Raw genomic sequence first — 15,475 nt, 5'->3', positions numbered from 1 at the left:
CTGCCAACTTACTGATTTAGTGTATGATGGTGTTTTTGAGGTGCTCCAGTGGCTTCTGTTTCTATCAGCTGTCCCTCCTGTTCAGCTACTGACGGGGTGGTGCGTAACGGCAAAAGCACTGCCGGACATCAGCGCTATCTCTGCTCTCACTGCCGTAAAACATGGCAAATGCAGTTCACTTACACCGCTTCTCAACCCGGTACGCACCAGAAAATCATTGATATGGCCATGAATGGCGTTGGATGCCGGGCAACTGCACGCATTATGGGCGTTGGCCTCAACACGATTTTACGTCACTTAAAAAACTCAGGCCGCAGTCGGTAACCTCGCGCATACAGCCGGGCAGTGACGTCATCGTCTGCGCGGAAATGGACGAACAGTGGGGCTATGTCGGGGCTAAATCGCGCCAGCGCTGGCTGTTTTACGCGTATGACAGTCTCCGGAAGACGGTTGTTGCGCACGTATTCGGTGAACGCACTATGGCGACGCTGGGGCGTCTTATGAGCCTGCTGTCACCCTTTGACGTGGTGATATGGATGACGGATGGCTGGCCGCTGTATGAATCCCGCCTGAAGGGAAAGCTGCACGTAATCAGCAAGCGATATACGCAGCGAATTGAGCGGCATAACCTGAATCTGAGGCAGCACCTGGCACGGCTGGGACGGAAGTCGCTGTCGTTCTCAAAATCGGTGGAGCTGCATGACAAAGTCATCGGGCATTATCTGAACATAAAACACTATCAATAAGTTGAAGTCATTACCTAAAGGCCCTTGATGATCTCTGCCATCGCGTTGTCATACGAGTCGCCTGTACTCCCTGTTGATGCCAGCAGTTTTGCTTCTTTTAGTCGCGCCTTATAGGCCAGTGACACATACTGAGAGCCTTTATCGCTGTAATGGATGGTGCCAGACGGACGACGGGCCCACAACGCCTGCTCCAGTGCATCCAGCACGAATGTCGTTTCCATAGACGATGAGACTCGTCACCACACGATGTATCCGGCAAACACATCAATGATGAACGCCACATAGACGAAGCCCTGCCATGTGCTGACGTAAGTAAAATCAGCCACCCACAGCTGGTCAGGACGTTCTGCCACGAACTGACGGTTTACGCGGTCACCTGCGGCAACGGTTTTCCGGCTGACGGTAGTGCGGACCTTTTTACCCCGGAGAACACCGACAAGTCCCATAACCGCCATGAGGCGCGCCACTGTACATCTGGCCACCCTGATTCCTTCCCGTAACAACTGGCGCCAGACTTTACGCACACCGTACACCTGATGATTTTCATCGTATACGCGCTGTATCTCTCTCTTCAGCCAGTCATCGTGCTGCGCACGGGCACTGCGTTTATCAGGATGATGTCCTGTTGCTAACAGTGGTAATACGTTGACGGGGCAATATGCAGTTCACTGCATACCGGTCCGACCCCGTACTGCCCACGCAGCTTATCCAGCAGTGGCATTATTTTTTCCAGAGGCGGTCGAACTCCGCCTTCGCAAAATAAGCGGAAGCCTGGCGAAGGATATCGTTACTGCAGCGCAGTTCACGATTCTCACGCTCCAGCTCTTTCAGACGCTGACGTTCAGCGGTGGTGAGCCCTCCATCACCGCCCCTGGTATCCCGCTCATGCTGGCGAACCCAGACACGCAGAGTCTCCGGTGTACAGCCAATCTTTGGAGTAATGGAACAAATTACCGCCCATTGTGAGTCATATTCGCCCTGACTTTCCAGAACCATACGGACTGCCCGTTGACGGACTTCGGGGGAAAACGAGTATTTTTAGTCATCCTGTTTACCTCTTTCTCAGGGAGTTTAGTCTCCAGGATTCCCGGGGCGGTTCATTATCTAAAAAAGCTGAAAGCCTTAGCTCAGGAAAAATTACGATTGGAACAAAAGAAAAAGTAATCATTATTAATGAGTTAAGGCAATGTCATCCATTATCACAATTACTGGTTATCGCGGATTTGCCACGTAGTACATTTTACTATCACGTGAAACGCCTTAATGCGCCAGATCCATATCAACTTGTTAAACAAGTAATATTGAGAATATACCATCAGCATAAAGGGCGTTATGGTTATCGACGCATCAGACTTGCCTGCCGTAACGAGGGCATTTTACTTAATGGTAAAACCATCAGAAAGTTAATGAAGGAACTGGGTATCAGCTCACTTATCAGGCGCAAGAAGTACCGTGCCTATCGTGGAGAACAGGGGCGAACTTGTAATAATTTACTGAAGAGACAATTTTATGCTGACCGCCCAAATCAAAAGTGGGTAACAGATGTCACAGAGTTTAAGGTCGATGGCAGGAAGCTCTATTTATCACCAATCATGGACCTGTATAATGGAGAAATAGTCTCATATAACCTTACTGAGCGCCCATTAGCATCAATGGTAAAGAGCATGCTATTAGATGCGGTAGAACAACTCAATAAAGACGATAAGCCCTTGTTGCATAGTGATCAGGGGTGGCAATATCAGATGCCTCGTTGGCAACGTTGGTTGAGTGATAATGGCATAACACAAAGCATGTCCCGACGTGGTAACTGCTTAGATAATGCAGCAATGGAAAGCTTTTTTAGTACTTTAAAATAAGAATGTTACTACCTAAATAAATACAATAAGTTACATCATCTAAAGCAAGATATAATTGATTACATTGAATACTACAATCACCATCGCATTAAAGAGAAACTCGATGGCATGAGTCCGGTTCAATATCGACTTAAACATTTTTCATAGGATGTCCAAGATTTGGGGCGCAGATCATTTGAAAAGGTGGGCACCTACGTTACCAATACTGGCTTAATGGCTACATACGGCAGTCGGTTTACGCTTACCTCCGTTAACGCTTACCTCCGTTAACGCTTACCTCCGTTAACGCTTACCTCCGTTAACGCTTACCTCCGTTAACGCTTACCTTTAATCTGCTGAATTTCGAATTGTTCAGGAGTAATAGTCCAAAGTATCGGGAATTTTCCAGACAATCCTGATAATACGCTTATGAACATTACAACACGCTCATGCGGAACCTGGATGGGGGAAGGAACGGTGAAGCTGTTAGCGAATGACCGGCGTTTGTATAAACGCCGGTCATGATGAATGATATTTCAGAATATACCTCGGGCTAAAATACCGGGACAGAGATCAGGCGTGATTAATCTGCAGCATTTTTAATAACAGAAGTACTGAGCTTACTTTACCTTTGATGATGTAATAGTTATTTCCGTCGGTACTCATTTTTCCCTGAAATAATGTCACGGATGTTTCTTCCTGCTGATCCTGCAGGCGCAGTCGTAAGGTCATATTTTTAATGAGCTGAGATCCGGGTGGCAAGGGGTATTTGCTGTCAGATACTGGGCGACTGAGTCTGATGTGGCGCGTATACAGCCCGTTTTCGTACAGGGTGGCCTCTGTTATGGTGTCAGTGACCAGCATGTGGGTAATGACTCCAACTTATTGATAGTGTTTTATGTTCAGATAATGCCCGATGACTTTGTCATGCAGCTCCACCGATTTTGAGAACGACAGCGACTTCCGTCCCAGCCGTGCCAGGTGCTGCCTCAGATTCAGGTTATGCCGCTCAATTCGCTGCGTATATCGCTTGCTGATTACGTGCAGCTTTCCCTTCAGGCGGGATTCATACAGCGGCCAGCCATCCGTCATCCATATCACCACGTCAAAGGGTGACAGCAGGCTCATAAGACGCCCCAGCGTCGCCATAGTGCGTTCACCGAATACGTGCGCAACAACCGTCTTCCGGAGACTGTCATACGCGTAAAACAGCCAGCGCTGGCGCGATTTAGCCCCGACATAGCCCCACTGTTCGTCCATTTCCGCGCAGACGATGACGTCACTGCCCGGCTGTATGCGCGAGGTTACCGACTGCGGCCTGAGTTTTTTAAGTGACGTAAAATCGTGTTGAGGCCAACGCCCATAATGCGTGCAGTTGCCCGGCATCCAACGCCATTCATGGCCATATCAATGATTTTCTGGTGCGTACCGGGTTGAGAAGCGGTGTAAGTGAACTGCAGTTGCCATGTTTTACGGCAGTGAGAGCAGAGATAGCGCTGATGTCCGGCAGTGCTTTTGCCGTTACGCACCACCCCGTCAGTAGCTGAACAGGAGGGACAGCTGATAGAAACAGAAGCCACTGGAGCACCTCAAAAACACCATCATACACTAAATCAGTAAGTTGGCAGCATCACCTATTCTCTCAACTCATTTATTGAATGAACAAAGTATTAAGAATTAAAATTATTAGTAACAGTTGGTTACTAACAGCTTACTAAAAGTAACAGTTCTATATTGTAAATATGTGACAATGTTCTCATTAATGATGAGAGATTATGTGAATCAATACTAATTGATCGTTTTTTGTTTTTTTTTTTTGCCCAATGCGGGGAGGGGTAATGTTTAATATTTCGATATGATCGAATATCTGTTCGCATGGAACATCGTTCAGTGATTCACGGCGAATTAGCGATCGACCACGATGCGATTTTGCAGTGTGCCGAAGAAGTTCTCCATCACTGCGTTATTCAGACCGTTTCCTTTGTGTGGCATATTTTGTGCTACTCCATGGGGCTTTAACTTTGCCTATAGCCTGCCATTCGATATTGCCAACCCTGATCCGTATGTAGTTACGGGGCATCCTCCGGGCCGGGCACCGACAATGCATCGTGCACCATCGTATTAACAATCTCCATTACCGGACTTTATGACAGGCGCAGGAGAAAATCTCCCGGTTAAACTGAACGGAGAACCAGCGACAGGTACCTCTTTTTACCCTGTAGCAAGTACTCTATAACATACTCCCCCATTTTTCGTTGGCCTTCATTGCAGCAAAGTTCCGGCTCAGGATATTGGGCGCAGATCATCCTCTCAGGAATTTCAGGATCTGCCAGACGGTGCTGAGACGACGCTTACTTGTAAGGTTAGTTTTCAGACGGACAATGAAATGAGGATATGCGATAAATTTCAGTCAAAGATCCATAAAACAGAAATAATGTTATTCAGTGGTGAACAGTCCATTCCGGAGACGGAATATCTTGTTAAGGCTGTATATTATACTGGCTGTAAACAACATGGCCACCAAGGACCATGTTGTTTACAGCATACCCTTGTTGCAAAAGCATCCCCGTCAGAACAGCACTGAGTAGTTCAGACCAAAGGTTCGGCCCCGGCCTTTGTAGTCGTACAGTGAAGCAGGGCCGTAACCCGGGCAGTAGTACAGAGGTGCACGCTGTCCCCAGACAGTGGTATAGTCACGGTCGAAGAGGTTCTCAACGCTGAAGCTGAGTGTTCCCACCGGAAGCTGCCAACTACTGATAAAATCGACGGTAGTGTAACCATTAATATCGTTACCCTCTGCATCGCTTACGTCGAAAGAAGTGGTGCTCTGTACACGCAGACTCCACGGTTCCGGCGCCCAGTTAATGTAAGCTGTCGCTTTCGATGGACTTGATTCCTTCACGTCATATTTTTGCCATTGACCGTTCACTTTCGACTCGGTTTTCAGCACATTGAAGTTCACACCGGTACTCCAGTCAGTATCCGGGATCAGGTAGTCCACCGCACCTTCCACGCCGTAAATACGGCGCCTGTCGTCCTTCACACTGATGGTCAGATCTTTATTCCTTTCCACGCTCTTATTGGAAAGCGAGTAATATGCCGCGATTTGAGTCCGCAGGTTGTCACCGGTAAAGCGCCAGCCCAGTTCATAAGAATCGACTTTCACGCCTTCCAGCTTACTGTCGCTGACGTTCACGCTCTTTGTCAGGGAAAGATGGCCGTTCACTGCTGCACCATAGATGCCGCGACCATAATATTTCCCCGGATCCGGCAATGCCACCCCCTGGGAAAAATTGAACCATGCCTGCTGACGTTCGGTGATGTGCATCAGCAGACCAGCATTGAACAGAAAGTTATCGTAATCTACCGAACCACCAGGAATGGCGTCGGCAGATATCGCCTTCCCGGCAGCAATCTTCTGTTGCTGCGTGTAGTCGATGAAATCATCTACCCTGTTCTCAGTATACTGATAGCGTACGCCACCGCTAACGGTAAAAATATCATTAATGTCATAGCTGGATTGCAGGAAGGCCGCCAGATTGGTGATGTCATATGACGGATAGCGCCCGGTGGTGTAAATCTTATGGTTGTTCAGCCCTCCGGAAGCACTTGCCTGAGCCAGATCGAAGAACATCTGGTTGGAGGTAAAGCGCTCATGCTCAGCATCCAGCCCCCAGGTGATTTGCCAGCCGTCCATCAGTTGGCTGTTCAGAGTCAGTTTCATGCCGTACTGGTCGGTATCCTGCTGTGACGAGGAGAAAGCTGTCGCCTGTTTATTCGCATTTACCGTCGGGAACGGGTAGTACCGCAACGACTCATCGCGGTAGTAAACCTGACCGACCAGTTCCTGTCCCAGGAAATCACTGTCAGAGTACTGCAGGCTGATCAAATGCCGCTCAGTGCCGGGAATGCGGTCAGAATTCAGCCCCTTACTGACGTATGGTGTGCTGCTCCCGCTGATGGCGGAAAAGCCTTTCCCGAGATTAAGCCCGTAATTGTCGTCTCCCTGACTTTTATAGTACTGCGTTATCAGTTGAAGCTGCCGGGATTCATCGATGTTCAGCGTACCGGTTCCCATGATGTCCAGCCGATTGGAGTGCTGCAGGCCGGTCTGGGTGTTATCAAGCAGGGTGGCATCGCCGTTACCGTCAAACCAGCCGCCAAATTTCTGATATGCCACGGAAAGACGTCCGGAGATATGGTCATTTCCGCCGGAGACAGCACCGGCAATGCGCTCATCGTGATCTTTACTGCTGTTAAAGCCACTTTTTGTGCCAGCCTCAAACTCCATCATGGTTTCCGGCTGACCTTTTTTGGTCACGATGTTGATCAACCCTCCGGTACTCCCGCCACCGTACAGGGCCGTCGCGCCGGAGATCACTTCAATATGGTCGATATTAAAAGGATCGACAGAGTCCAGTTGTCGGCTGTCGGAACGTGAAGAGTTGAGGCGCACACCGTCAATCAGGACAACCAGCGGGCGGCCACGCATGTTCATACCGTAGTTGGTTCGACTCTGGCTGCTGACATCAAGGCCGGGGATTAACTGAGCCAGTGCGTCTTTCAGCTCTTTACCGCCCTGAATCTGCTGCTCCAGTTCGGCATTTTCGATAACCCAGGTGGTTTGCGCCATCTCCGCTACAGTTCGATTGCTGCGGCTGGCAGACACTATGATCTCATTATCATCGTTTTGCTGGGCGACAGCTGGTGACAGCACGACAAGAAGCAGCGGACCAAGAGCCCGGGGCATATACTTTTTGCGCATCATCGTTATTCCTGAATATTTGCTGTATAGTGAGTTAAAGAAGCAGCCTCCGGCTGCGGTTTTTTCCGGCTGCCGCTGCGCCACTGAATCAGTGCGGGCGGCATACTGAGATCGAATAAATCACGCCCCAGTACGCGATTAAGAATACGTGCAGATCGCCAGGCCATCAGGCTGAGCTGGGGTTCGGCGATGCCATGAGTTTGCATGCTGGCGTTGACCGCAAAGATGTTATTTTCTTTCGGGCCACTCCATTCCAGAGTGAAGTCATCACGCACTTTAAAGGTGTTCTTATCGTGCATGGTGATCAAGGGCATCAGTGAGGGAAGTATTTGTGGCAATGCAGAACGGTAACCTGTGGCGAAAATCACCACATCACTTTCCAGGCTCTCTCTGCCCTGATCCAGATGATGTTCCATCAATAACCTCCAGCCCGGACCACTACTTTCCAGGGTTGTTACCGAGCGACTGGGTAGCAGACGGATATTTCTTGGTTTTCTCAGAACTTCAAAACGGTGGTACAACTCACGATAAATGGTCAGTAAAGAATCGGCAGTGATGCCATCCGATGTCATTTTCTGCTCATCCAGTAACTGATGGCGAATATCTTCCTTCAGTCCGGAGAAGCCTGAAATATATTCAGGTGTAAAATACTCATCAGCAAAAGCAGCCTCATCCAGTGCGTTAAAATTATTACGCCGTGAGACCCAGTTTATTTCCGCCGCTTCTCCCCATTCCCCGCGTAATGCATTAAGGAACAGGTCTGCACCACTCTGTCCTCCACCAACCACGGTTATCCGTTTTCCACTCAGGTCCGGCCGACGAAGATTCATTTCACTGGCATGGAAACAGGATTGTGTCACATGCTTCACACAGGGTGGTAAATAAGGTTGTTTTCCTGTACCAAGGCAGATATTGCGGGCAAAATATTCTCCCCGACTGGTCTGAACCAGAAACAATCGACTTTTTTTGTCGAAATCAATATTTTCAACGGTATGACTGAAATACAGGTTATTCATATCTTCAGCAGCCCAGCGGAGATAGTCAGAAAACTCTTCACGGGATACTGTACGTAGCCTGCTTGTAAGGAAGCGATAGAACTTTTTGTGCTTCACCAGATAGTTAACAAAGCTGTAGGGATTTGTAGGTGCAACTGCACTGACCAGATCTTTCAGAAAGACGGTCTGCATATGACAATCCGGTACCAGCATACCCGGATGCCAGGAAAAATGAGGATGTTCGTCAAAGAAGAGACAGTTCAGTTCTTCGATCTGATGTGACAATGCAGCAATGCTGAGATTAAATGGCCCTGTCCCGACACCAATAAAATCGACACTTTTTTTCATGATTCATATTCCTGAGTTACCAGCCACAGCGGATTTTGCAGATTCTCAAGGTAATTCGGCAGCATGCGACTGCCGCCATCCAGGTCCGGCCAGGTCAGTTTTACCGGGTTCAGCACCACGCGAATGATTTGTGGCCTGAAGAGTGAGAAAAGCGCAAAACGCTCTGCCATTTGTGGATGTTTGTTCATGTAATCACTCAACACTGCTGCCAGCAGTTGATAAAATCGCCTTTCAGGTACGCCAAGACGAACCATCAGTGGCGAAATAAAACGCAGTACTGTCACGAAGTGACCCGTCTGCAAATCATGGATTAAGTAGTCCGCACTCAGACGGGATGTGGCATCACGCACCTCCTGAGGCAAAGAGTCCATTTCGGGAAACGCTTCTTTCACCAGCCGCATATCGCCCTGGAAGTCTTTCAGCAGAACACGCTGTGGTACCCCCTCTTTCATGGCGAGCGTTATATTTTGTCCGTGTGCAATAAGCGCGACACCGTAGCGGCAAAGCAGGTGATACAGCGGAACCACAACCACCCGGAACAATTGCGTAAGCCAGGTTTCAGCGTCCAGTCCGGAGCGGTCGATATATGCGCCTGCCAGCGGCTGATTGTTTTCGTCGCACTCCATCAGTGTTGCCATCAGAACAGGACTTTCATCCGGTTTCAGCCAGCGGCACGGATTCTCCCGCCAGATAACACCAAGCATTTCCTGGTAGCGATAGGGAGCCCGGGCAAGCGCGGCATAGCCTTCATGGGACACATAGCCTGCAGCCGGTTCACCAAGGATCACTGCGCCGCTTTGCACCAGGGTGGCGTCGGTCGCAAAAACCTGTTGCAGCCAGCGTGAAGCCAGTGGTCCGGCAGCGATATATCTGCCAGGGATTCCCCGGTAGCATGAGGTGTTGTAGATGGTCAGCGGCAGCTTGATATCCAGCCCTCCCCGGCGGCTGGCGTTGGTCAGGGTACGCAGCGACTGCTGGGCGAGCCACTGGTCGCCAAACTCGCCGAGAGACACCATCCTGCCTTCGACAAAATCAGCGATGAAGTCTGTGGCGATTTTTTGCTGCCACTGCCACGGATGTACCGGCAGCGGTAGCCAGTTGTGATCCAGCCCGTTTTCCTGCCAGACCTGACTGAAGCGTGTAAACTCCTGCGGATCCATTGCGGCAGTCAACAACTGCTGAATATCCAGATCGTTATCGCAGCGCCAGATCATATGTTCACGTTTTACCGCCAGCCAGTGCAGTCTGAAGGTGTTGGTATACTCTGGCGCATATCGTTCCAGCGCCTCTTTGCCCCAGCCACGGCGACCTTTATTAAAAACGAATTTAGGATGACCGCTCAGCAGGCATTGCAGACGATCGGCATCAAGATTAATCAGGTCACTGGCACTCAGTCCGCGACGGGCCTTCAGCAGTTGCAGGTCGCCCAGTAGCGTGGCATACAAATCCTGCATATGCTCTGCAACAGTGGCATCACTCATTGACAGCACCGGCTTTAGCTGCATCAGCAGCGTCTGCGCCAGTACTGGTTCGTCCGTGCAGCGCAACGTTTGGGCATCAATCCACAGCCAGCCCCAGATACCACGTTCAGCGATGAAGCGCCATTGTGCTCCCGGCAGGTTAATGCAGTAGTGGTCATCGCCCTGAGATTCCGCGTGGAAAACCTGCTCATACTCCATCTCAGACAACATTTTTGCCACCAGCCGACGGTTAACAAAATCCCAGTCCTTGTGATTCATTACAGACCGACCTCCGTGAAGAAGTGATGACGATCCGCCATCACCATGCGCGAGCGCTTATGTGGGAAGTCGAACTCTTTAATTGTCCGGTATCCCGCAGGCTCAAGATGGCGGAACAGGCGCTGGTTATCGGTGCGTGGCTCCAGTACTGTGCGCTGCGTACGGGGCTCATCCAGCAGCAGGTAATGTGTCAGCCCGCGCAGCCAGCTTTGCACATAGTGGGCCCCGCGCCATTGCTGTTCACCAACCAGCAGATGCAGGCCACGGTCAAAGGGCTGCCACGAATAGTGACGACCAATGCGGTCTTCCGCCGCCCAGTAGATTTCGAAATAGCTGAATGGCCGATCGTCGAAGCACCCAATCAGCGGGAATGCATGTTTACCGGTGAGCTGGCGCTCCAGATAGGCGGTCTGTACCTCCAGTGAGCCACTTTGCTCCCAGAAATACTCAACGCGCGGATCATTCATCCAGCGGGTGAAACGTTCTGCATCAGAAACGGGATCGGCAATGCGGAAACTCAGCATCCTGCGAATACGTGGATCGTAACGGCGGTAAACCTCACCCTGTGGACGGGGTGGGCGCTGCGGGAAATAAATCTCACGCTCTGCATCAAAAACCATTTCACCGGAGGCCCGGTTTGCCGGTGAACTCAACCATAACGGTAACTGCCAGAAGGCAGTACGATGGATAATGTCGCTTTTTACCTGCCCAAAAAGCGTCAGCGCCTGTGGCTCCTCACGCCATTCGGCCCAGGGGAGAGCCACTGCTGACAGTTGTGGTGCGGCGATAAATATCTGATCCAGCGCATCGCACAGCCACCCTGTCGGCAGCTCCCCGGGACAGTGCAACACCGCGCTATTGTCCAGTCCCCAGCCAAGATTCAGGGGCTTGTCGAGTTTTTCACAGCGCAGTCCATATCTGCTGTGAATAATGTTTGCCTCAGACATTCAGACCTCCTGAGCCTGCAGCGGGTTAGCGAAATCGAAATAGATCACCGAAGGGTCAACAATGGTGTTCTCGTTATGATCGTTCAGATAACAGAAAAAGTTACCTTTTACGTTCCAGTACGGACTTTCCAGCACGTAGTTGAGACAGGTTTTATGAGTCACCTGATCACGCACTTCAGCCAGCGATGCTCGTACACGAGCCATCAGATTCGATTCGCTGTCCAGCCCGGCAGCCCCCAGCGCAGCGGTCACAGCAAAAGTGGAGTTAACCAGCAGGTAATAAGGGAAATAGCGCAGCAACTGCTCATGGGTGAAAATATTTTCCGCCTGCGCCTCGCCAATAGAATCGAGCCAGTCTGTCGCGTGAGGCATAAAAGCGCTGCCCTGACAGTCACGGTAAATAAATCCGACCGGCAGATCCCCAAGCATCTGGACAAGAATATTTTGCTGATGCGCCAGCAGCACCAGGCCGTAATCCGCTTCAGCCGTAAACAGCGGCTTTAGCACTTGCTGACAGTATGCATCGACCCATGCATGGGCGGCCTGTTGCACAGTGATACCGAGGCGATCGCTCAGGCGTTTTACCGCCGAAACCAGCAGCGAATCACCGCCATCAGGTGCGGCCTGAGTCAGGGAGACCAGTACGTTAGTCTGGCTTTTCGGCTGATCCACCAGCAGATTTTCACGCAGGGCAAACAGACTTTCCTGCATGATGTTGCCGTTAAGATCGAGCAGCCCGGCCCAGCCATCCTCCTGCATTACCCGGAAAGTCGGGAAGCGGACCTGTAGCATCTGCCAGCCGTCGGTTTGAGCCAGGCGTGCCAGGCGCATCCCACGCTTCACTTCTTTCACGGACAGAGTACGGATGGAGTTGGTCAGCCGTACGCTCAGGGAGAACTTGATCATATCGCGGCTGGTGGCACAGTAGAGGGAACGGGAAGAGGTGGTCGGCAGCCACGACGTGCCGGCCTCACCTAAGTCTTTAATCAGCCCTTTAGCAACAAGTGCCTGGCACCACCCCTGCTGCAAAAGATATTCCCCTGCCACGGGTGCAACGGGAACAGCCATTGGTTGTCACTTAATTCGTTGAGTAACTGAGGCGCATTCTCTGCGGCAAATCGCGTCAGCCGCTGTTGAAGGTTGAGATGCAAACTTTCACCGGCGATTTGCGTTTTATCCACCGAAAACCACCGCAGTGGGAAGTGGGGTGCCATATCAGGCAGGTAGCGTTCAGCCTCCCGTCGGTTAAACGGTTCATGAGACTTAGGCGCAGGGTGGAAAGCGTGTCCTGTCAGCAGCGCCTGCTCAGCCTCGCCAAAATTCAACGCTTTTTCACGCAGAGCGGCCCAGTCATGACGGGCATCAATTGCCTGTTGCGTATGGACATGGCTTTCCAGCACGCGCTGGTGGAAAGTTTCGCAGAGGGGAACGGGCAGAAACAGTTGATGGCGTAGCTTATCAATAATAAGCCGGGAGAGAGTGGTAAAGTCGACAGGATAACTGCCTGATGCCGTGACCAGACGTGCAGGAAATGCAAAGCGGTGATGCTGGGTTGGGGAGAAATAAGCCACTCTGAAATGGAGCGATTTCTGCTCATCCAGCGGGATGAGCAATTCGTCTGGCGGGTATTCTGTCAGTTTCCAGTCTGTGGTTTCACGAATCAGTGCATTCAGGAAGCACTGCGCAGCCACATCTGTGGCTGGTTTTTCAGAGGGCAGGGTCATAGTCAAACAGCTCCCACACAGTAAAATAATAACAATTATGTCGATAATGATTCTCATTATCAACAATAAATGTTATTGTCAGATAAATTAATTTTACAAATAAACACAATTAATACATGGAGTTGAAACATTATAATGTCACCAGGGATCGAAGATACGCCCCAAAAAACACTGTCCTGCTGGCCACTTGCGTTCAGTGCCGGGCTTCTCGGTATCGGACAGAACGGTCTGCTGGTTGTGCTCCCTGTTCTGGTCATACAGACAAATCTGAGTCTGTCTGTATGGGCTGCCCTGCTGATGCTTGGCTCAATGCTGTTTCTGCCATCGTCCCCGTGGTGGGGAAAGCAAATTTCCCGTACTGGCAGTAAACCTGTGGTGTTGTGGGCTCTGGGAGGATATGGCATAAGCTTTACCCTGCTAGGGCTGGGAAGCGTGCTGATGGCTACCAGCGCCATAACAACAGCGGTGGGACTGGGAATATTAATCATCGCCCGGATCGCCTACGGGCTGACCGTGTCGGCAATGGTGCCAGCCTGTCAGGTCTGGGCATTGCAGAGAGCTGGAGAAGGGAATCGCATGGCCGCTCTGGCAACCATCAGCTCCGGCCTGAGTTGCGGCAGGCTATTCGGGCCGCTGTGCGCGGCAGCAATGCTGGCCATTCATCCTCTGGCGCCACTGGGGCTACTGATGGCAGCACCAGTGCTGGCGCTGCTGATGCTGCTGCGGTTGCCCGGCACACCACCACAGCCCACACCGGAGTGCAAGAGCGTCAGTCTGAAGCGGGATTGTCTGCCTTATCTGCTTTGCGCAATATTACTGGCTGCGGCGGTGAGCATGATGCAGCTTGGACTTTCGCCTGCCCTTACTCGCCAGTTCGTCACGGATACCACCGCCATTAGCCAACAGGTGGCCTGGCTGTTGGGTCTGTCCGCAGTAGCTGCGCTTATCGCGCAGTTCGGGGTACTCCGTCCGCAGCGCCTGACTCCGGTGGCCCTGCTCCTGAGTGCCGGAGTGTTGATGAGTGGTGGTCTGGCTATCATGCTCTCCGAACAGCTATGGTTGTTTTACCCGGGCTGTGCAGTGCTGTCATTTGGAGCAGCTCTGGCAACACCCGCTTATCAACTTCTACTGAATGATAAGCTGGCTGATGGCGCAGGCGCGGGCTGGCTCGCTACCAGTCACACACTTGGCTATGGACTGTGCGCTTTGCTGGTGCCGCTGGTATCGAAAACAGGTGTCGCAATCGCGCTGATTATGGCAGCATTATTTGCAACTATATTATTTACCATTGTGTCTGTATTTATCTGGCATTACCGTACTATCAAATAAAGATATGATCATCACCTTACTGGAGTAAATCAGAGGATATGAGAGAGGACCTGCGTCTGATGAAAGCATGTCAGGCAGTGTTCTGGCTTGCTGCCCCCGCCCATCAGGTATAGTGAATTCAACCAGTTGCTGCGGTGTAATCTCCATGATTCTTTCGTGCAACAACCTATGATCCCGTTTACCATTAATATTCAGCGTTGCTCTGTTATTAAATTTCATTCTGACAAGCCAGTCAGCTTTTATTCCGGGAGTCTGCTCTGCGCGTTCAAACAGGTCATAAAAATCGCCTTCACGATCAGAAATTGACAATACATGGGTATCAGGGCATTGGCGAGCCAGTTCTGTTGCTTTATTATATCCTTCAACCCAACGCCAGGTTTCTTTTTCACTGACATGTTTTTTATGAAGTAAATCATTGCAGATTTCTTGTCGGGTATTTTTACTGGTTTTTAATTCATCCCTGAACCACTGATAGTCATCATAAACACCGAGGCAAACACCTGACTCACTGATGACGAGTTGAGGATGAAGAAATAAGTTTCTTTCATCTTTATGTTTTTTGTGACCAACTCCTTGTTTTTCTTTCTGACCAGAATAATTAAGTTCTGTTGTATCCTGTAAAACTAAAACTCTTTTAAACTGCTGAGCTCTTTCAGTGATATTTTCTTTGTGAGGAGCCATAATTTTATTAGCAGAGACTTTATCGTTTGAAAAACAACGATAAGCTGCCTTTGTTTCACTCCAGGTACGGCAGGAAACAGGAATACTTTCTTCTGGTGAACGACTGAGGCTATTGAGGATATGTTTTACTCTTTTATCAAGTCTTGAGTCCCCTATATCCAGTGATTTTAGCTCCTGAATAACCCAGTTTTCCATAACACCTCTGAAATAATCTCTGTCTTTTCAATATAATACTATTATTTCAACTTGTGGGTAAGGGTATGAGATGCGAAGTGATGATCGATAGTGATGCGAATAAGTGTTCGATTCAGATGCGATTATGCAATATGATTTTATGTGTGTTGCTTAATTATCATATTTCTTGCC

11 protein-coding genes, 3 pseudogenes and 1 other annotated feature are annotated in these 15,475 nt (G+C 50.2%); of the genes and pseudogenes, 4 read left to right on the top strand and 10 right to left on the bottom strand.

Features of this window, described 5'->3' with window-relative positions:
• Positions 1-48: 48 nt before the first annotated feature.
• Positions 49-746, top strand: a protein-coding gene (locus C1P89_RS20625) for an IS1-like element IS1A family transposase (protein ID WP_237158176.1) whose coding sequence is annotated in 2 segments (ribosomal slippage) — positions 49-298 and positions 298-746 — 699 coding nt in all. Because the reading frame shifts where the segments join, the coding sequence is not laid out codon by codon here.
• Positions 747-763: 17 nt separating this feature from the next.
• Here C1P89_RS20625 and C1P89_RS26125 read toward each other — a convergent pair.
• Positions 764-1,742 (bottom strand): annotated as a pseudogene (locus tag C1P89_RS26125) (IS3 family transposase); the annotation flags it as partial.
• Positions 1,396-1,512: a sequence feature (AL1L pseudoknot), on the bottom strand. (Overlaps the previous pseudogene by 117 nt.)
• On the opposite strand from C1P89_RS26125, the pseudogene C1P89_RS20605 reads away from it, so the two are divergent.
• Positions 1,709-2,749 (top strand): annotated as a pseudogene (locus tag C1P89_RS20605) (IS3 family transposase). The pseudogenes C1P89_RS26125 and C1P89_RS20605 overlap by 34 nt on opposite strands.
• Positions 2,750-3,154: 405 nt before the next feature.
• Here the strand turns inward: C1P89_RS20605 and C1P89_RS20595 are convergent.
• Positions 3,155-3,445 carry a hypothetical protein gene (locus C1P89_RS20595; RefSeq protein WP_000961603.1) on the bottom strand — a complete coding sequence of 97 codons (291 nt, stop codon included), beginning with the start codon at positions 3,443-3,445 and terminating at the stop codon, positions 3,155-3,157.
• Between the two features lie 18 nt (positions 3,446-3,463).
• Positions 3,464-4,161 (bottom strand): IS1-like element IS1A family transposase gene (locus C1P89_RS20590; protein WP_094096600.1). Its coding sequence is split into 2 segments (ribosomal slippage): positions 3,464-3,912 and positions 3,912-4,161, totalling 699 coding nucleotides; the frame shifts between segments, so codons are not numbered across the junction.
• Between the two features lie 295 nt (positions 4,162-4,456).
• Here C1P89_RS20590 and C1P89_RS26120 point away from each other — a divergent pair.
• A complete protein-coding gene (locus C1P89_RS26120) occupies positions 4,457-4,600 on the top strand; it encodes a hypothetical protein (RefSeq protein ID WP_005140587.1) in 144 nt (47 codons plus the stop codon).
• A gap of 550 nt (positions 4,601-5,150) precedes the next feature.
• Here C1P89_RS26120 and iutA read toward each other — a convergent pair.
• From iutA to iucA, 6 genes and pseudogenes are all read right to left on the bottom strand, one after another.
• A complete protein-coding gene (gene iutA / locus C1P89_RS20580) occupies positions 5,151-7,346 on the bottom strand; it encodes a ferric aerobactin receptor IutA (RefSeq protein WP_014334084.1) in 2,196 nt (731 codons plus the stop codon).
• A 5-nt stretch (positions 7,347-7,351) separates the two neighbouring features.
• Positions 7,352-8,689: an NADPH-dependent L-lysine N(6)-monooxygenase IucD gene (iucD, locus tag C1P89_RS20575; protein ID WP_000750143.1), complete on the bottom strand. Its 1,338-nt coding sequence runs from the start codon at positions 8,687-8,689 to the stop codon at positions 7,352-7,354.
• A complete protein-coding gene (gene iucC, locus C1P89_RS20570) occupies positions 8,686-10,428 on the bottom strand; it encodes an NIS family aerobactin synthetase IucC (protein WP_001015717.1) in 1,743 nt (580 codons plus the stop codon). The genes iucD and iucC overlap by 4 nt, the downstream gene beginning before the upstream one ends.
• Positions 10,428-11,375, bottom strand: a complete 948-nt coding sequence (gene iucB, locus C1P89_RS20565) for a N(6)-hydroxylysine O-acetyltransferase IucB (RefSeq protein WP_001287501.1) — start codon at positions 11,373-11,375, stop codon at positions 10,428-10,430. The genes iucC and iucB overlap by 1 nt, the downstream gene beginning before the upstream one ends.
• Positions 11,376-12,086: a ferric iron reductase gene (locus C1P89_RS26115; protein ID WP_243666945.1), complete on the bottom strand. Its 711-nt coding sequence runs from the start codon at positions 12,084-12,086 to the stop codon at positions 11,376-11,378.
• Positions 12,066-13,099, bottom strand: a pseudogene (gene iucA / locus C1P89_RS26110) (aerobactin synthase IucA); the annotation flags it as partial. The gene C1P89_RS26115 and the pseudogene iucA, both read right to left, overlap by 21 nt.
• A 135-nt stretch (positions 13,100-13,234) precedes the next feature.
• Here iucA and C1P89_RS20555 point away from each other — a divergent pair.
• On the top strand, positions 13,235-14,428 hold the full coding sequence (locus C1P89_RS20555; protein WP_000074488.1) for an MFS transporter: 1,194 nt from the start codon (positions 13,235-13,237) through the stop codon (positions 14,426-14,428).
• Here C1P89_RS20555 and C1P89_RS20550 read toward each other — a convergent pair.
• A complete protein-coding gene (locus tag C1P89_RS20550) occupies positions 14,378-15,304 on the bottom strand; it encodes an IS4/Tn5 family transposase DNA-binding protein (protein WP_024261277.1) in 927 nt (308 codons plus the stop codon). The genes C1P89_RS20555 and C1P89_RS20550 overlap by 51 nt on opposite strands.
• Between the last annotated feature and the right edge of the window lie 171 nt (positions 15,305-15,475).

Source organism: Shigella sonnei, from assembly GCF_002950395.1.
Taxonomy (GTDB): domain Bacteria; phylum Pseudomonadota; class Gammaproteobacteria; order Enterobacterales; family Enterobacteriaceae; genus ECMA0423.
Note: the sequence above shows the minus strand (reverse complement) of the source record. Positions and strands in the feature narration are given on the sequence as shown.